At 57.0% G+C, this 17,647-nt stretch carries 15 protein-coding genes; 13 read left to right on the forward strand and 2 right to left on the reverse strand.

The window, feature by feature from the left end; all coding sequences use genetic code 11:
- The 7 genes from ACIPF8_RS22285 to gcvT form a co-directional block, all read left to right on the forward strand.
- Positions 1–825: thiamine pyrophosphate-dependent enzyme (locus ACIPF8_RS22285; protein ID WP_400425537.1), on the forward strand; the 825-nt coding region annotated here is incomplete at its 5' end.
- A 42-nt stretch (positions 826–867) separates the two neighbouring features.
- On the forward strand, positions 868–2,136 hold the full coding sequence (frc, locus tag ACIPF8_RS22290; protein WP_400425540.1) for a formyl-CoA transferase: 1,269 nt from the start codon (positions 868–870) through the stop codon (positions 2,134–2,136).
- A 91-nt stretch (positions 2,137–2,227) separates the two neighbouring features.
- Positions 2,228–2,674 carry a PAS domain-containing protein gene (locus ACIPF8_RS22295; protein ID WP_400425543.1) on the forward strand — a complete coding sequence of 149 codons (447 nt, stop codon included), beginning with the start codon at positions 2,228–2,230 and terminating at the stop codon, positions 2,672–2,674.
- Between the two features lie 89 nt (positions 2,675–2,763).
- On the forward strand, positions 2,764–4,011 hold the full coding sequence (gene frc / locus ACIPF8_RS22300) for a formyl-CoA transferase (protein ID WP_400425546.1): 1,248 nt from the start codon (positions 2,764–2,766) through the stop codon (positions 4,009–4,011).
- 374 nt (positions 4,012–4,385) lie between these two features.
- On the forward strand, positions 4,386–4,766 hold the full coding sequence (gcvH, locus tag ACIPF8_RS22305) for a glycine cleavage system protein GcvH (RefSeq protein ID WP_400425549.1): 381 nt from the start codon (positions 4,386–4,388) through the stop codon (positions 4,764–4,766).
- An 80-nt stretch (positions 4,767–4,846) separates the two neighbouring features.
- The gene (gene gcvP / locus ACIPF8_RS22310) at positions 4,847–7,711 is read left to right on the forward strand and encodes an aminomethyl-transferring glycine dehydrogenase (RefSeq protein ID WP_400425551.1); all 2,865 of its coding nucleotides are present in this window, start codon (positions 4,847–4,849) and stop codon (positions 7,709–7,711) included.
- A 184-nt stretch (positions 7,712–7,895) separates the two neighbouring features.
- Positions 7,896–9,026 (forward strand): glycine cleavage system aminomethyltransferase GcvT, encoded by a 1,131-nt coding sequence (gcvT, locus tag ACIPF8_RS22315; protein WP_400425554.1) that lies wholly within the window; start codon positions 7,896–7,898, stop codon positions 9,024–9,026.
- A 114-nt stretch (positions 9,027–9,140) separates the two neighbouring features.
- Here the strand turns inward: gcvT and ACIPF8_RS22320 are convergent, their stop codons facing one another.
- Entirely contained in the window at positions 9,141–9,995 is an 855-nt protein-coding gene (locus tag ACIPF8_RS22320) for a LysR substrate-binding domain-containing protein (RefSeq protein WP_400425557.1), read from the reverse strand.
- Between the two features lie 119 nt (positions 9,996–10,114).
- On the opposite strand from ACIPF8_RS22320, the gene ACIPF8_RS22325 reads away from it, so the two are divergent.
- Together ACIPF8_RS22325 and ACIPF8_RS22330 are read left to right on the forward strand one after the other, a co-directional pair.
- Positions 10,115–10,528, forward strand: a complete 414-nt coding sequence (locus tag ACIPF8_RS22325) for a VOC family protein (RefSeq protein ID WP_400425560.1) — start codon at positions 10,115–10,117, stop codon at positions 10,526–10,528.
- The gene (locus ACIPF8_RS22330) at positions 10,525–11,472 is read left to right on the forward strand and encodes a 2-hydroxyacid dehydrogenase (protein WP_400425563.1); all 948 of its coding nucleotides are present in this window, start codon (positions 10,525–10,527) and stop codon (positions 11,470–11,472) included. Before ACIPF8_RS22325 ends, ACIPF8_RS22330 begins: the two co-directional genes overlap by 4 nt.
- Before the next feature lie 147 nt (positions 11,473–11,619).
- Here ACIPF8_RS22330 and ACIPF8_RS22335 read toward each other — a convergent pair whose 3' ends face one another.
- A complete protein-coding gene (locus ACIPF8_RS22335; protein WP_400425565.1) occupies positions 11,620–13,053 on the reverse strand; it encodes a PLP-dependent aminotransferase family protein in 1,434 nt (477 codons plus the stop codon).
- Between the two features lie 319 nt (positions 13,054–13,372).
- On the opposite strand from ACIPF8_RS22335, the gene ACIPF8_RS22340 reads away from it, so the two are divergent.
- From ACIPF8_RS22340 to ACIPF8_RS22355, 4 genes are all read left to right on the forward strand, one after another.
- Positions 13,373–14,596 (forward strand): trans-sulfuration enzyme family protein, encoded by a 1,224-nt coding sequence (locus ACIPF8_RS22340; RefSeq protein WP_400425568.1) that lies wholly within the window; start codon positions 13,373–13,375, stop codon positions 14,594–14,596.
- A gap of 47 nt (positions 14,597–14,643) precedes the next feature.
- Entirely contained in the window at positions 14,644–15,519 is an 876-nt protein-coding gene (locus ACIPF8_RS22345; RefSeq protein WP_400425571.1) for a PhzF family phenazine biosynthesis protein, read from the forward strand.
- A 24-nt stretch (positions 15,520–15,543) separates the two neighbouring features.
- Positions 15,544–16,806 carry a pyridoxal phosphate-dependent aminotransferase gene (locus tag ACIPF8_RS22350; protein WP_400425573.1) on the forward strand — a complete coding sequence of 421 codons (1,263 nt, stop codon included), beginning with the start codon at positions 15,544–15,546 and terminating at the stop codon, positions 16,804–16,806.
- Positions 16,807–16,921: 115 nt separating this feature from the next.
- The gene (locus tag ACIPF8_RS22355; RefSeq protein WP_400425576.1) at positions 16,922–17,644 is read left to right on the forward strand and encodes a transporter substrate-binding domain-containing protein; all 723 of its coding nucleotides are present in this window, start codon (positions 16,922–16,924) and stop codon (positions 17,642–17,644) included.
- The last annotated feature ends 3 nt before the right edge of the window (positions 17,645–17,647 follow it).

Consider the following 17,647-nt stretch of genomic DNA (forward strand, 5'->3'; position numbering starts at 1 on the left):
CTGAATGCCAAAGTAATCCAGATCGACCAGGACTATCGCACTGTCGGCAAGAACCGCGACATCACGCTGGGTCTGGTCGGCGATCCCGGCACCATCCTCGGTGCGGTATTGCAAGCCGCTAGTGGCCGCATCAACAAGGGTGCGCATGCCAAACGGCGTGAATGGATGCAGCAACTGCAAAAATTGGAAGCGATTGCGACCGAGAAGTTGATGCCCTTGTTCAAATCGAACAGTTCACCGATCCATCCTTATCGGGTGGCGTACGAGATCAATGAATTCCTCAACGACGACACGATCTATATCGGCGACGGTGGCGATGTGGTGACGATTTCGGCGCAAGCAGTGCGTCCGCGCAATCCGGGTCAATGGATGGATCCGGGCGCCTTGGGCAGCCTGGGTGTCGGTACCGGCTTTGCGATTGCGGCAGGGCTGGCCAATCCGGAGAAAGAGGTGATGTGCTACTACGGTGATGGCGCCTTCAGCATGACCTCGTTCGACATGGAGACGGCGAATCGTTTTGGTGTGCCGTATATCGCGGTGATCGGCAACAATTCGGCGATGAACCAGATCCGTTACGGCCAGTTGGCCAAGTACGGCGAAGAGCGCGGCAATGTCGGCAACCTGTTGAGCGATATCCCGTACGGCAAGTTCGCTGAAATGTTGGGCGGGCACGGTGAGGAAGTGCGCGATCCGGCGCAGATTGCGGGCGCCTTGCAACGGGCACGGGAAGCGGTGCGCAAGACCCGTCGCTGTGCGGTGGTCAACATCTGGGTTGATCCGGCCGTGTATGCGCCTGGAACCATGGCGCAGACCATGTACAAATAATCCGGCAAAACAAATTCGATCAAACGAAACAGGAGATTTGAAATGACTACAGATACAAGCAAGGCAAAACCACTGGACGGCATCCGCATCATTGACTTCACCCATGTGCAGGCCGGCCCTGCATGTACGCAACTGCTGGCCTGGTTTGGTGCTGATGTGATCAAGGTCGAACGGCCAGGTTCCGGCGATGTCACGCGTTCGCAACTGCGCGACATCCCGGATGTCGACGCCCTGTATTTCACCATGTTGAACAGCAACAAGCGTTCGCTCACGCTGGATACCAAAAAACCGGAAGGCAAGCTGGTGCTGGAAAAACTGATCAGGGAATCCGATGTGCTGGTCGAGAATTTCGGCCCAGGCGCGCTGGATCGCATGGGCTTCTCCTGGGAACGCATCAACGAGCTGAACCCGAAGATGATCGTCGCTTCTGTCAAAGGCTTCAGCGATGGCCATCATTACGATGATCTGAAGGTCTACGAAAACGTCGCCCAATGCGCCGGCGGTGCGGCCTCCACGACCGGCTTTTGGGACGGCCCGCCAACAGTCAGCGCTGCCGCGCTGGGCGATAGCAACACCGGCATGCACCTGGCTATCGGCATCCTGACCGCATTGATCGGCCGCGACAGGAGCGGCAAGGGGCAACGGGTTGCGGTGTCGATGCAGGACAGCGTCTTGAATCTGTGCCGCGTCAAACTGCGCGACCAGCAACGCCTGGACCGCCTCGGCTACCTGGAGGAATATCCGCAATATCCGCATGGCACTTTCAGCGATGTCGTGCCACGCGGCGGCAATGCCGGCGGTGGCGGTCAGCCGGGCTGGGTGCTGAAATGCAAAGGCTGGGAAAACGATCCGAACGCGTATATCTATTTCACCATCCAGGGCCATGCCTGGGCGCCAATCTGCAAGGCCATCGGCAAGGATGAATGGATCGAAGATCCGGCCTACAACACACCTAAGGCACGGCAACCGCACATCACCGAGATTTTCGACACGATCGAAGTCTGGCTCAAGGACAAGACCAAGTTCGAAGCGGTCGATATCCTGCGCAAGTTCGACATTCCGTGCGCACCGGTGCTGACCATGAAGGAACTGGCCAACGATCCGTCGTTGCGCGCCAGCGGCACCATCACCGAAGTCGATCACAAGGAGCGCGGCAAATATCTCACAGTCGGCAGCCCAATCAAGTTCTCCGACCTGACGCCGGAAATCACCGGGTCGCCATTGCTCGGCGAGCATACCGACGAAGTTCTGGCCAGCCTGGGCTATAGCGCAGGCCAGATTGCCGAATTGCATAGTGCGCAAGCGGTCTGAGGACGATTGCTTGAGAGCCGGATGATTTCCGGCTTGCGATTGACGGCGTCCCCTGAGGGCGCCGTCTTTGTTTAAACAGAGGAGCGCCAGCATGTCTTCCGCAATCGATTTCGATCAACTGGTACAGGCGGTCGGCGACGCCATCGTGATTTCCGACGCCCAGGGCGCCATCACATTATGGAACCCGGCTGCCGAGCGCATGTTCGGCTTTACTCGCGCAGAAGCGCTCGGCAACTCGCTCGACCTGATCATCCCCGAACGCCAGCGGCAACGCCATTGGGACGGCTACCAGAAGACCATGGATACCGGCATCACCCGCTACGGCAACGATGTGCTGCGGGTGCCGGCGGTGCACAAGGATGGCCGCACCTTGTCGATTGCGTTCACGGTCGCCTTGCTGCATACGGCGGACAATAAAGTGGCGGCCATCGTGGCGGTTATCCGCGACGAAACCAGCCGCTTTGTCGAAGAGCGCAGCTTGCGCAAGCGCCTGGCGGAATTGGAGGCGAAGCTGGCATCCAGCAACCAGCCGGCATAACGTGAAATCCGGGTAAGATGATTGTTAAGCCGGAGACACGGCGCTGACGATGATCAGGTAACAGATAAAACTAAAAGAAGGAGACTGTCATGAGCAAAGCACTGGATGGAGTGCGTATTCTTGATTTCACCCATGTCCAGTCCGGGCCAACCTGCACGCAATTGCTGGCATGGTTCGGCGCCGACGTCATCAAGGTCGAGCGGGCCGGCGAGGGCGACGCCACGCGCGGGCAGTTGCGCGACATTCCCGGCGTCGACAGCCTGTATTTCACGATGTTGAACCATAACAAACGCTCGATCACGCTCGACACCAAGAATCCCAAAGGGAAAGAGGTGCTGGAAACGATGATCAAGGAGTGCGACGTGCTGGTCGAGAACTTCGCCCCTGGCGCGCTGGATCGGATGGGCTTCAGCTGGGCCCGCATCCAGGAATTGAATCCGCGCATGATCGTCGCTTCAGTCAAGGGTTTCGGTCCTGGCAAATACGAAGACTGCAAGGTCTACGAAAACGTCGCCCAGTGCGCCGGCGGCGCTGCTTCCACCACGGGCTTCGATGACGGTCCGCCGATGGTCACCGGCGCGCAGATCGGCGATAGCGGCACCGGCCTGCACCTGGCGCTCGGCATCGTCAGCGCACTCTACCAACGCAACAACACCGGCCGCGGACAAAAAGTTCTGGCGCCGATGCAGGATGCCGTGCTCAACCTGTGCCGGGTCAAACTGCGCGACCAGCAACGGCTGGAGCGCACCGGCACCATGCACGAATATCCGCAGTACCCGGACAGCAAATTCGGCGAGGCGGTGCCGCGTGCCGGCAATGCATCGGGTGGTGGCCAGCCAGGCTCTATCCTGAAATGCAAGGGCTGGGAAACTGACCCCAACGCCTATATCTATTTCATCACCCAGGGCGCGGTCTGGCCGGCAGTCTGCAAGGTGATCGGCGAGGAAAGCTGGATCGATGATGAAGCCTACGCAACGCCGGCGGCGCGTTTGCTGCACCTGAAACCGATCTTTGCCCGCATCGAGCAGTGGACCATGACCAAGACCAAGTTCGAGGCGATGGATATCCTCAACAAGTACGATATTCCGTGCGGGCCTATCCTGTCGATGAAGGAAATCGCCGAAGACGAATCGCTGCGCCAGAGCGGCACCATCGTCGAAGTCGATCATCCGAAGCGCGGCAAGTACCTGACGGTGGGCAATCCGATCAAGATGTCGGACAGCGCAACCGAAGTGACCCGTTCGCCTTTGCTGGGCGAGCATACCGAGGAAGTGCTGGGGCAATTCGGTTATAGCAAAGATGTCATCGCCGCGTTGCGCGAGCAGAAGGTCATTTAATCCGGCCCCGGCCAGCTCCTGTGAACAGCTTGTTTTCCTGTCCGCGGGAGTTTTTCATTGCCACAAACGCCGTTCCAGCACTCGCCGTAAAAAATAAATTATCCGGACTGCTTGGCTCAGGCGAAACATTCGGCAACGGCAGTTACGCCTATCGCCAAAAAAATCCTGATTAGAATCATGGGCTTGTGAAAGCCTGGCAATTTACTTCACGGCATTTGGCTGCGATTGGCGCATAAAATCGGCGTCTCAAATGCATTCGAACAGTCGGTCCAATGGTAGACAGCATAGGGGCTGTCCCCTTAACCTATCGGAATTCGCGGTTGGCACTTCGGGCCGACACGATCTTACCAACGGAACGTTAAGGAGATACAAGCATGAGTCAGGTGAAATATACGGTTGAGCATGAGTGGTTGCGGGTTGAGGCAGATGGCGTGGTAACAGTCGGCATCACCGACTTTGCCCAAGGACATCTGGGTGACTTGGTATTCGTGCAACTGCCTGAAGTCGGCGCCGAACTCGCCAAGGGCGACGAAGCTGCAGTGATCGAATCGGTCAAGGCCGCGAGTGAAATCAATATGCCGGTTGCCGGCACAGTCACTGAAATTAATGAGGCTTTGGCCGATGAACCAGGCAAGATCAACGAAGATCCGCTGGGCGCCGGCTGGTTCTTCAAGATGAAAGTCAGCGATGCAGCCGAGTTGAACGGTTTGATGGATGAAGCGGCTTATGCAGCCATGATCAAGGGCCAGGCTTAAGTAGCGGCAGCAGCACGCAAAGCCGCACGCAATCTACTGTCTTACTGTTTACACACGATACACACGAAGGAAAAGCATCCATGACACAATCACGGCCTGCTCTAGAAGATCTGGCGCAACACGCCGATTTCATTGAACGCCACATCGGCCCGGATACCACCCAACAAAAGGCCATGCTGACTGCACTCGGTTTCGATTCCATCGAAGCCTTGATCAAGAAGGTCGTACCTAGCGCTATCCTGGAAAAACAAGCGCTTGCTCTTGGCTCCCCGCGTAGCGAAGCCGAAACGCTGGCGGCGCTGCGCCAGATCGCCGGCAAGAACCAGATGTTCAAGTCGCATATCGGCATGGGTTATTACAACTGCCATACGCCGACCGTCATCCTGCGCAACCTGTTGGAGAATCCAGCCTGGTACACCGCCTACACGCCGTATCAACCTGAAATTTCACAAGGCCGGCTGGAAGCGTTGCTGAATTTCCAGACCATGGTGACTGACCTGACCGGCATGGAAATCGCCAATGCGTCGCTGTTGGATGAGGCGACTGCCGCGGCTGAAGCGATGGTGTTCTGCCAGCGCCTGTCGAAAAGCAAGAGCACCACATTCTTTGTATCGCAAGACTGCTATCCGCAAACCATCGACGTGTTGCGCACCCGCGCCGCGCCGACCGGGATCGAGGTCGTGGTCGGCGATCACCGCAAGGACCTGGAGCGGCTCGACTGCTTCGGCGTATTGCTGCAATACCCAACCTTGAACGGCGAAATCCACGATTACGCCGATACCGTGCGCCAGGCGCATGGCAAGCAGGCTCTGGTCGTCGTCGCGGCTGATTTGTTAGCGTTAACCCTGCTGACGCCGCCGGGCGAGTTCGGCGCCGACGTGGTGATCGGCAGCGCGCAGCGCTTCGGTGTGCCGCTCGGTTACGGCGGACCGCACGCCGCATACTTTGCCACCCGCGATGCGCACAAGCGCGTGATGCCGGGACGGCTGGTCGGCGTCTCCATCGACAGCCGCGGCGAACCCGCCTATCGCCTGGCGATGCAGACCCGCGAACAACATATCCGTCGCGAAAAAGCCACCAGTAACGTTTGTACAGCGCAGGTGCTGCTGGCCAATATCGCCAGCATGTATGCCGTCTACCACGGCCCGCAAGGCCTGAAGACCATCGCCCAGCGCGTGCACCGCCTGACAGCGATCCTGGCGGAAGGTATTCGCCGTCTGCATCACACTGTGCCGACAGCAGCATTCTTCGACACCATCACCGTGCATACCGGTGGCCATACCCAGGACATCCACGCCGCGGCACGCGGCCAGCAAGTCAACCTGCGCCTGATCGACGATGGCAGCATTGGCATTTCGCTGGACGAAACCACGACGCGCGCAGATGTTGAAGCGCTGTGGCAGATTTTTGCGGTCGGCAAGCCGCTGCCTTCGTTTGACCAGCTGGAAGCCGAGGCGGAAGAAAAGATTCCATCCGGACTGCAGCGCGGCAGCGCCTACCTGACCCATCCGGTGTTCAACAGCCACCACTCGGAAACCCAGATGCTGCGTTATCTGCGCGCGCTGGCCGACAAGGACCTGGCGCTGGATCGCAGCATGATTCCGCTCGGTTCCTGCACCATGAAGCTGAACGCCACCACCGAGATGATCCCGGTCACCTGGCCTGAGTTCGGTTCCATGCATCCGTTTGCACCGTTGAACCAGGCGCAGGGTTATCAGCAACTGGTGGCGGACCTGGAGCACATGCTGTGCGTGTGCACCGGCTACGATGCGGTGTCGCTGCAGCCGAACGCCGGTTCGCAGGGCGAGTATGCCGGCCTGCTGGCGATTCGCGCCTATCACCAGAGCCGCGGCGAAGGCAAACGCAACATCTGCCTGATCCCGAGCTCGGCGCACGGCACCAATCCTGCGACCGCCCACATGGCGGGCATGCAGGTCGTGGTAGTGCAATGCGATGCGCAGGGTAACGTCGATGTCGGCGACTTGCGGGCCAAGGCCGATCAGCATGCCGGCGACCTGGCGGCGCTGATGATCACTTATCCGTCGACCCACGGCGTGTTTGAAGAAGCGATCGGCGAAATCTGCGACATCGTGCATGCGCACGGCGGCCAGGTATATATCGACGGCGCCAACATGAACGCGATGGTCGGTCTGTGCGCACCGGGCAAGTTCGGTGGCGACGTCTCGCACCTGAACCTGCACAAGACATTCTGCATTCCACACGGCGGCGGCGGTCCTGGTGTCGGTCCGATCGGCGTCAAGAGCCATCTGGCGCCATTCCTGCCTGGGCACCGGATGATGGAAAGCGGCATCGCGCCGGTGTCTGCGGCTCCTTGGGGCAGCGCCAGCATCCTGCCGATCACCTGGGCTTACATCACGTTGATGGGCGCGCAAGGACTGAAGCAGGCCAGCGAAATCGCGATCCTGAACGCCAACTACATCGTGCACCGGCTGGCGCCGCATTATCCGATCCTGTACACCGGCAGCAATGGCCTGGTGGCGCATGAAGGCATCATCGACCTGCGGCCGCTGAAGGACAAGACTGGCGTTACGGTAGAGGACGTCGCCAAGCGTTTGATCGACTACGGTTTCCATGCGCCGACCATGTCGTTCCCGGTGGCCGGCACTTTGATGATCGAGCCGACCGAAAGCGAATCGAAGGAAGAGCTGGATCGTTTCTGCGACGCCATGATTGCCATCCGCGAAGAAATCCGCGCGGTAGAGAACGGCGATATCACGGCCGAGCAGACTGCATTGCGCCATGCGCCGCATACGACACAGGACCTGACCGACGAATGGCAGCGCAGCTACTCGCGCGAGCAAGCGGTGTTCCCGTTGAAGTCGCTGCGCCAGGACAAGTACTGGCCACCAGTCGGACGCATCGACAACGTCTACGGCGACCGCAACCTGGTCTGTTCCTGCCCGCCGATGTCGGATTACGAATAGGGCGGTAAGTCAGGTGGGCACGGGCGCCCACCCTACGGTTTTTTCGACGCTGGATTGCGAATGAAACACCAAGTAGGGTGGGCGCTTCGTGCTCACGTTTTGCCAAGACAACCGGTATACGTGAACCCGGAGCGCACCTGGCGACAGGCGCCGCCCGATCAAGCAATCAAAAGGATTTTCCGCCATGAGCGATACCAATACAGCCGCACCTACGGCCCGCACTGCGCTCCACCAACTGCACCTGGAACTCGGCGCCAAGATGGTGCCGTTTGCCGGCTACGACATGCCGCTGCAATACCCTAGCGGCATCCTCAAGGAACATAACCACACGCGCAGCCAGGCCGGCCTGTTCGATGTCTCCCACATGGGTCAGTTGCGCCTGAGCGGTCCGGACGCCGCAGCGGCGCTGGAATCGCTGGTGCCGGTCGATATCGTCGACCTGCCGCTGAATACCCAGCGCTACGCATTGTTTACCAATCCTGAAGGCGGCATCCTCGATGATCTGATGGTGGCCAACGGCGGCGATCATCTGTTCCTGGTGGTGAATGCAGCTTGCAAGCAGCAGGACACCGCGCACTTGCGCCAGCATCTGGCCGGCAAATGCCAGATCGAGGAATTGACTGACCGTTCCTTGCTCGCCTTGCAAGGCCCGGCAGCAGCGGCAGTCATGGCGCGCCTGGCGCCGTCGACTGCAAAAATGATCTTCATGCAGACTGCCAAGGTAACGCTGGCAGGCGCTGAATGCTTCATCAGCCGTTCCGGCTACACCGGTGAAGACGGTTTTGAAATATCGGTGCCGAATGAGCAGGCCGAAGCGCTGGCGCGCCTGCTGCTGGCGCAACCGGAAGTGGCTCCTATCGGTCTCGGTGCGCGCGATTCGTTGCGCCTGGAAGCCGGCTTGTGCCTGTATGGGCACGATATGGATACCACGACCACGCCGATTGAAGCCAGCCTCGGTTGGGCCTTGTCGAAAGCGCGTCGTAGCGGCGGCGCCCGTGCCGGCGGCTATCCCGGCGCGCAGGTGATTCAAGGGCAGCTGGATCAGGGCGTCGGCCGCAAACGCGTTGGTCTGTCGCTGAAGGACCGCATGCCCGCCCGCGAAGGTGCGGAACTGGTCGATGCCGACGGCAAGGTAATTGGACGCATCACCAGCGGCGGTTTCGGACCGACCGTCGGCGCACCGGTGGCGATGGGTTATGTCGAGAGCGCGCATGCTCAGATCGGCACATCGCTGCATGCCATCGTGCGCGGCAAGCCGGTACCGGTGGAAGTGGTCAAGATGCCGTTCACGCCAGCGCGCTACTTCCGCGGTTAAAGCATTGTTGATAACCAAGCCATGGCTTGGTTGTCAACAATATAGTCCGTCGGGATTCAATGCAAAAATGCATGCCAGAATTCGGCGCAAACCAACAATGACCTCGAACAGAGGTCAGGTTCTCAACGCTTGCAGCAAAGCAGCCATCATGTGAGGGCGTTCATTTTCCCTCGTCAATAGCACAATCTCACGCGTGAATTCATTACCGACTACAGGTGTGACGACGCAGTTTTCTGCAATGCGCTCAAGCCCTGACCAACGTGGTACGAGACTCACGCCGACTCCTTCGGCAACCAACATCGCTATGGCTTCCAACGCATCAAGATCGAATAGCGGATCAATCAATATTCCTTGATCGGCCAAATATTTTTCCGCGAAACGACCACCCCATGACTGTGGATCGTAACGAATATACGGATATTTTTGCAAAATTGTCGCGATATTTTCACGCGATTTCTTTTTTGACAGTAGTACAAGCGGCTCTTTTTTGAGGCTAACAACAGATAGCGATTTTGGTAATTCAAAAGCAGGAGCAACCAAAATTGCGGCATCGATCTCATTATGTAATAAAGATTTATATAAAGAATTCGATGTCCCAGGAATGACGCGCGGCTTGATTTTTGGTGCTTGCTCCATTAGCGCACGCAATGCCGACGGCAGCAACCCAGTCAATGCCGTAGAAATCGCACCCAATTTAATCGTACCTGTCAAACCGCTTGGGTCTGCATCGTCCGGCATCAAATCCACTTCACGAACGATACGCCGCGCTCGCGGCAAGATGCCGAGGCACGCTTCAGTCGCTTTGGCCGCATGGCCAATACGGGATAGTAGCTCGAACCCAAGTTCGCGTTCCAGTGCCTGTATCCGTTGGCTGATCGCAGCAGAGGTCAGATTCTCCGCGCGTGCAGCATCGGCAATAGAACCACGATCGACCACCGCAATCAGACTTTTCAAATAGCGGCTATCCATCACTTATTCTTTCGAAGGTATTAAAAATTATATACTATGTCTTTTGAATAGGAAAAGCTACGATTCCATTACTTCGACCAGGTCGCGCTATGCACCTGGCAGACAATTTGGAGAAAATCATGCAGGCCCTATTTCATCTGGCTTACCACGTACGCGATCTGGAACAGGCGCGCCAATTCTACGGCGCGATCCTGGGATGCAAGGAGGGACGCAGTACCGATACATGGGTAGATTTCGATTTCTACGGCCATCAAATCTCACTGCATTTGGGTGAGCCATTTGCCACCAGCAATACCGGAAAAGTCGGTGACCATATGGTGCCGATGCCGCATCTAGGCGTTATTTTGACGATGTCGGACTGGCGGCTATTGGCAGCACGCTTGATGGAGGAGAAAATTCAATTTGTGCTTGCGCCAAGTATTCGTTTTCCCGGGGAGCCGGGGGAGCAAGCCACGATGTTTTTCCTTGACCCATCTGGCAACCCAATCGAAATCAAGGGTTTCGCTACGTTGGATGGAGTCTATGCAAAATGAAAGACGTAGCCATTCCGTTCATCGCCGCCAACGGCTACGCTCAGACATCTGCCTGGGTCCATGCCTTGCAGCAGGCAATGCCTGACAAAAGAATCATTTCTTTCAATGAAATGGACAACGAAAGCAAGGCGAATTGTTCCGTTGCCATCGTCGCCAATCCCAATCCCGCAGATCTACAGGATTTACCGCGTCTGCAATGGGTACACAGCGTTTGGGCAGGCGTCGAACGCTTGGTCGCAGATATCGGTAACAAACATGTAAAAATCGTGCGGCTTGTCGATCCGCAACTTGCAGTAACAATGGCCGAAGCAGTGCTCGCGTGGACCATGTACCTGCATCGCGACATGCCTGCGTATGCGAGGCAACAGGCACTGCGACAATGGAAATCGCTTGATTACGTTCGTCCCGGGAATAAAACCGTCGGCTTGCTCGGGCTGGGCGCTTTGGGTGAGGCGGCGGCAACACGCCTTTTGGATGCTGGTTTCAACGTATGTGGTTGGAGCCGGGCTACCAAAAATATACCAGGCGTTGAGCACTTTTCCGGTGAGACTTCGCTAAAAGCCATGCTGGAGAAGGCTGATATTTTGATTTGTCTTTTACCACTTACCCCCGAAACAAATGGTCTGCTCAATGCCGAAAATTTGGCCTGTTTGCCGGACGGCGCATCGCTAATCAATTTTTCTCGCGGACCAATTATCAATGACAGCGATTTGCGTTCGGCTTTGGACAGCGGGCGCCTTAAGCATGCGGTACTGGACGTATTTGAGATTGAACCTTTGCCAATCAACCAATGGCATTGGACGCACCCGGGCATCACCGTACTGCCCCATTGTTCGGCCCCGACAGATAGGGAAACAGCTTCGGCGATCGTTGCCAGAAATATCCAACGATATACAGACGAAGGAGTGATACCTGTTTGTGTAGACATGTCGCGCGGGTATTAAGTGATTCGACAGCAACTGCGAGCAACGGACCATTTTTCTCCATGAACCGTATTCGAGAAAATCAATTGTATTCGACTTGATAAGGTAACCGGCCAGGCGCAGCTGTCTACAAGCTCGCGGCGCCCAGGTGGAGCATGTATCGCGCGTTCAGCGAGCGAGCAATTTCTGCGCAAGTTGACCCAGGCGTTGGATGCCGTCTTCGATGCGGTCGTTCCATGCAGATCCTACGCTCAAGCGTAGACAATTGCGGAAGCGCCGGCTCGCAGAGAAGACGTCGCCGGGGGCAAAGCAAATGCCTTGCTCGAGCGCGTCGTCGAAGAGTGAGCGCGAATCGAATCCCTTCGGTAGTTCGAGCCAGAGCACGAAGCCGCCTGCAGGCTGGCTCACTTTCGTCCCGGCCGGGAAGCTTGCTTCAATTGCACGCCTCATGCGCGCGAGGTTCTCTTCAAAGATACGACGGACGCGGCGCAAGTGCGCATCATATGCGCCGCTCGCCAGGAATTCCGCCAGCGCCACTTGTGGCAAGACAGGGCTACTGAGGCTGAACGCGAGCTTGCGCTCCATCACACGTTGCGCGTAGGCGCCCGCTACAATCCAGCCGACCCGGTATCCGGGCGCAAGGCTTTTCGAGAAGGAACTGCAGTAGATTGTATTGGAGCCACCTTCGAGCGCGATGAATGGCTTCGGCCGCTCGCGGCCAAAGTGGATATCGCCATATACATCGTCTTCGATCAGCGGAACGGCGTGCTGGGCGAGTAGCGCGAGGAGGGTCTTTTTGTCGGCTTCAGCCATCGTCGAGCCGAGCGGGTTACTGAAATTCGACGATAGCACGCAGGCCGCCACCGATTCCGTATCGAGCAGGCTTGCGAATGCACTGACGTCGACGCCCCGCGCCGGGTCGGTCGGCAGCTCCAAAGCCTTCAAACCGAGCACTTCGAGAGTGTGCAAGAGTCCGAAGTAGGTGGGCGATTCGATGGCGATCGTATCGCCTGGCTTGGCGACGGCGGTAAGCGCGAGCGTTAGCGCCTCGGTGCAGCCGCTCGTGATGAGCACATCGTCGGGCGATAGCACGTGGCCGACGCGCATCGCCCGCTTCGCGATTTCACGGCGCAAAAGCAGTTCGCCGCGCGGCGCGCAATAGACGTTGTAGTGTGCACCGTGCTGACGTGCGGCACGCGCAAGTGCGAGGTCGAGACGCTTCGATTGCAGCAGCATTGCGTTGGGCACGGCGCAGCCGAGTGGTACGAGTTTCGAATTCGATGCATGCTCAAGCAATGCCGCGACGGCTCCGCTAATCGATACGGTCGATGCGCGTGGGCGCGGACGCGAGGTCGACGGCAACGCGAGTCCACCGCGGTGTGTGACCGCGACATAATAGCCCGACTGCGGCCGCGCAACGAGGATGCCGCGATCCTCAAGCATACGGTATGCCTGTAGCGCCGTAGAGATACTAATGCGGTGTTGCACGCTGGCAGCGCGCACGGATGGCAGACGCGTGCCTGGCGCCAGCGCGCCGTTGTCGATCATGCCGACGATGAGTTCGGCCAACTGCTCATAGCGGAACGGAATATGCGTGTCCATGCGAATGTTCCTCTGGGCGAGGTCACGATTATCATTTTTGCGCGCGCGTCTTGTCAAGCACAACTGTTATGGTCAAATTGGCGCAAAATTGTGACTGTTATGATAGGTCTCAGGCTGCTACGATATGTTCATTCCACATCCCTGGGGATGTCCTGATGGCCGACTTCAGCAACACCCGTCGCAAGATTTTGACTGCGATGGACTCATCGAGCAGCTTCATCTCGGTAAGCAATCCGATCGATGGCGCCGAAGAGGGCGCTGTCATGAACAACGATTACCTGGGGTGCCAGGTCCCGTTTCCCATTGCGCGAGGTAGCATATGGCAACCAAAAATATTCAGCAACGACCCGACAAGGAAAGACCGGCGACTCTCTCATTCGACAGCCAGGCAGTACATGGCGGAAATCACATTGACGCTACGACGGGTGCAGTGCGCACGCCGATCGTCATGGCAAATTCTTACGAATTGCCTTTTGACCCATCGGCACTCGACTGGTCGGATTCCCAGACGCTGTTCTATACGCGTAACTCGGGTCACAACCAGCTTTGTCTTGAGCGCAAGTTGGCAGCGCTGGAGCGCGCTGAGGATGCTGCGGTTTTCAGCACCGGTGTTGCTGCGTTGCATTCGATATTCTTCACGCTTCTGAAAAGTGGCGATCACGTTGTTGTCAGCGATGTGACGTATGAGGCCGTTTGGCGACTTTTCAGTGAACTGTTTCCGGAACGGTACGGTATCGAGGCAACGTTCGTAGACATCAGCAATCTTTCCGCAGTACGGGAAGCTGTGCGCCCGAACACAAAGTTGATTCATGCAGAGACGATTGCCAATCCAACTACGAAGGTGGCAGATATTGAAACGCTTGCAAAGATCGCACACGATGCCGGCGCCATGTTGTCAATTGATGCAACGTTCACGCCTCCACCGATGTTTCGAGGACTCGAACATGGCGCGGATCTGGTTGTTCATTCGCTGACGAAGTACATCAACGGACATGGCGATGCGATGGGCGGAGCTGTTATCAGTCGCGCGGAGCTGATCCGTCGGCTGAAAGGCGATGCGCTCGTTGGTGTGGGTGGCTCGATTTCACCTTTCAATGCGTGGCTTATCATGCGAGGCTCAGTGACCCTTGCATTGCGTTTGCCTAGGCACATGTCAACAGCACAGAAGATCGCAGAATTCCTCGACAAGGATGCGCGAGTAGCCTTTGTGGCATACCCGGGATTGCCGTCTCACCCACAACATGAGCTGGCGTCACGCCAATTTGATGGCATGGGATATGGCGCCGTTATGGCTTTCGCGGTCAAAGGTGAGCCAGAAGTACAGAATCGCTTTGTAGCCAACCTTGGTCTCATTACTTCGGCGGTATCGCTCGGCCACGACGAGTCTCTGATCGTGCATGTAGGAAAGGCGGGAAGAGGTGGGGCGGAGCGCTATCCGGACACATTCCGCGAATATGGTCATCTGCGCCTGTCAGTCGGTCTGGAAGATCCGGCTGACCTGATTGCGGATATCGCGGCGGCACTAGACGAGACGTTCGCGTGACAGGAAATTCGCAGAGAGACTCTCTATCCAAGGCAACAGGCGCTAACATGAAACGATCCTATAAAGTGGTTGATGTTTTCACCCGCCGACCGCTTCTGGGCAATCCGGTGGCCGTAGTGCTGGACGCCGAGGGGTTGACGGCTGACACGATGCAAGCTATCGCGGGCTGGACCAACCTTTCTGAAACCACATTTGTCCTTCCGCCCACGACAGCCGAGGCCGACTATCGTTTGCGTATTTTTACTCCACGTAGTGAACTTCCCTTTGCTGGACATCCAACGCTTGGCAGCGCTCACGCCGTCCTGGAAGCTGGGCGCGTGACGCCTCGTCGGAACGGTCGATTGATTCAGGAATGCAGCATCGGCCTTGTTGAAGTGGCAGTCGATGAACAAGGTGGACAGCGCCAACTGACCTTCGGTCTGCCTCTTGCGAAATTGGCGCCGCTACACGCGCCAGACATGGCAGAACTGGAGCTCATCCTCCGGCGCAAAGTGGACATCAAGACTGCGCCAGCTATCGTGAACGTCGGACCCATTTGGGTGGTCGTGCAAATGAGCGACGCCACGGCCGTGCTCGATCTGCGGCCGGATTTTGCGAAGTTGGCGGAATTCGAACGTCGCCTTGGCGTTACAGGCCTGATCGTATTCGGTCATCACGAGCACGGAGATGCCGCAATCGAAGTGCGCGCCTTCGCGCCGTCCTGCGGCGTGGAGGAGGATCCTGTTTGCGGAAGCGGCAACGGCAGTGTGGCCGCCTTTCAGTGGGAGCGTGGCTTGTTGCCTACCGGTGGGGGAGATTACGTGGCAAGCCAAGGTCGCTGCGTCGGTCGGGATGGGCGAGTAAAGGTGAGTGTAGATGCAAACGGAAAGATACTTATCGGCGGTTCTTGCGTCACATGTGTGGAAGGAACGCTGACGCTCTAGCGGACAGCCCGAATTGGATGTTTGATGGATATTTGGCATAAAAATTATCAACAAATACAAGGAAAATACGTGATGGCTTTACAAGAGAATTGCGACGAGAAGCAGCGTTCTGGCGTCGATGAATCGAATTCCATTGAGTGGCGCGGGAGGTTTCCTTACAACGAGATAATTACACTCCTCGACGTGAATCGACCGTTCAACCTGGCGGAGAGCACGTCGCAAGACTTGACGGTCGGCGAACTTCTGGACTTGCCCGGCCTTGAAGATATCCGCGACCTGAAGCTTGGCTACGGAAAATCTGCTGGTGCGGACATGCTTCGTGAGGCCATTGCGGATGCTTGCAAAGTCCCGGTAGAGCAGATCATGACGACGCAAGGTACCGCGCTCGGACTCTTTCTTCTCGCTTTCGAAGTTTGCCGTCCCGGCGATGAGGCTGTGCTACTGACGCCATGTTTTCCAATGAGCCATGACAGTCTTCTTGGAGCCGGCGTCAATATTCGCGAGATCAAGTTGTCGTTCGAGAACGGATTTCGGCTGAATCTGGATCAAATTGACGCGAACCTGTCGCCAAAAACCAAGTTGGTAAGTATTGCCTCGCCACAGAATCCCAGCGGTATCCGGACGTCTCGCGTTGAAATCGAGAAGCTCCTTGCCTTGATGGATAAAAAATCTCCGGAAGCTTTGCTTTTCATCGATGAGACTTATCGAGAGGCCACCTACGGTGACGATGTGATGGTCGACAGTTTTGCAGGATTAGACTCACGTATCGTTACCGGTGCATCAGTATCAAAGGCGCTTGGCGCACCGGGCTTGCGGACAGGTTGGCTGACGGTGGCGGACCCCGACCTTCGGGCGCGCCTGGTTATCGCCAAGATGAACACCGTTATCTCGGGTTCGGTGCTGAATGAGACGCTTGCCGCAGCTTTGCTGCGCAACAAGGAAAGTGTGCTCGCACCTCGAAGGCGATTGCTGGCGGATGCCCTTGAGGAACTGGCGGCATGGTGCGAGGGCGAGCACAAACGTGTTGAGTGGATACGGCCGGATGCCGGTGCGTTGAGCTGTTTGCGCCTACGCTCTGATGTGTTCGACGACGCTGCAGTCTCGCGCTTCTGGGATCTGTTGCCCGGTCATGACTTGCAGTTGGCGTCTGGAACATGGTTTGGTGAAAGCAGTCGGGTATTCCGGCTGGGATTTGGTTATCTCCCGCCTTCACGTCTTGGACCTGCGTTGTCTGCTCTTTCGTTGGCTATGGACGCGGCACTACAACCATGTGATGGACGTGTTTGAGCTTGCTCATACATCATCGTTCATGATCTAAATTGCAAAAGCGATGTGTAGAGGAAATGCCGGGCTGTTGGGGCGGGGACCGGAACGTTAACTATTAAATATACTGAGTAAAATTATGAGAGTAAAAATTGCATATATAGAGGAACCGCCATTCTACTGGACTGGCGAGGATCATTCTGTGAAGGGTGCCGATATAGAACTGGCCGAAGTAGTGCTTCGCGCGATCGGCGTCTCGACTATCGAGTATCAATTGACCTCATTCGAAGAGCTTTTGCCCGGTGTGCAGAATGGCCGTTGGGACATGAATGTGCCAATTTTCGCGACAGAAGAACGCGCAAAGCACGTCGCATTCAGTGTACCGGTCTGGTCGTTAGGCGATGGCTTTGTGGTACATCGGACCAATCCGAAAGCGCTTACGAGTTACGAGGCAGTAGCGGCGCAGAGCGAAGTACGGCTGGGGATCATTCCGGGACAGATTCAGTTTGACTCCGCAAAATCTGCCGGTGTGAGCGATAGCCAGATCGTTATGTTCAAACACCAGCCCGATGCTGTTGCCGCGCTTCTCTCAGGGAAGATCGACGCGTTCGCAGCCACGGCGGTCGGTAATCGTGTCATTGCTGGCGCCAATAAGGAACTGGAAGCGGTTGCACACGATATAGGCAAGGACGGGAAAGCCCCCATTGGCGCTTTCTCGTTCAATAAAAGCAATCATGACCTTTTGCACGCCGTGAATGCGCAACTGCGTGAGTACCTTGGTTCAGCCGACCACCGTACTCGCATGGCAAAGTACGGGATTACGCAAACAGAGATCGACAGTGTAATTGTAGGAAAAAAATAGGCG

Source organism: Collimonas sp. NPDC087041, from assembly GCF_044745265.1.
GTDB lineage: Bacteria > Pseudomonadota > Gammaproteobacteria > Burkholderiales > Burkholderiaceae_D > Collimonas.

Coding starts and splice junctions, on each gene's coding strand:
- ACIPF8_RS22350 (WP_400425573.1), top strand. CDS start 15,544: ATGGATATTTGGCATAAAAATTATCAACAAATACAAGGAAAATACGTG.
- ACIPF8_RS22355 (WP_400425576.1), top strand. CDS start 16,922: ATGAGAGTAAAAATTGCATATATAGAGGAACCGCCATTCTACTGGACT.
- gcvP (WP_400425551.1), top strand. CDS start 4,847: ATGACACAATCACGGCCTGCTCTAGAAGATCTGGCGCAACACGCCGAT.
- ACIPF8_RS22295 (WP_400425543.1), top strand. CDS start 2,228: ATGTCTTCCGCAATCGATTTCGATCAACTGGTACAGGCGGTCGGCGAC.
- ACIPF8_RS22335 (WP_400425565.1), bottom strand. CDS start 13,053: ATGGACACGCATATTCCGTTCCGCTATGAGCAGTTGGCCGAACTCATC.
- gcvH (WP_400425549.1), top strand. CDS start 4,386: ATGAGTCAGGTGAAATATACGGTTGAGCATGAGTGGTTGCGGGTTGAG.
- ACIPF8_RS22325 (WP_400425560.1), top strand. CDS start 10,115: ATGCAGGCCCTATTTCATCTGGCTTACCACGTACGCGATCTGGAACAG.
- ACIPF8_RS22320 (WP_400425557.1), bottom strand. CDS start 9,995: ATGGATAGCCGCTATTTGAAAAGTCTGATTGCGGTGGTCGATCGTGGT.
- gcvT (WP_400425554.1), top strand. CDS start 7,896: ATGAGCGATACCAATACAGCCGCACCTACGGCCCGCACTGCGCTCCAC.
- ACIPF8_RS22330 (WP_400425563.1), top strand. CDS start 10,525: ATGAAAGACGTAGCCATTCCGTTCATCGCCGCCAACGGCTACGCTCAG.
- ACIPF8_RS22345 (WP_400425571.1), top strand. CDS start 14,644: ATGAAACGATCCTATAAAGTGGTTGATGTTTTCACCCGCCGACCGCTT.
- frc (WP_400425540.1), top strand. CDS start 868: ATGACTACAGATACAAGCAAGGCAAAACCACTGGACGGCATCCGCATC.
- frc (WP_400425546.1), top strand. CDS start 2,764: ATGAGCAAAGCACTGGATGGAGTGCGTATTCTTGATTTCACCCATGTC.
- ACIPF8_RS22340 (WP_400425568.1), top strand. CDS start 13,373: ATGGCAACCAAAAATATTCAGCAACGACCCGACAAGGAAAGACCGGCG.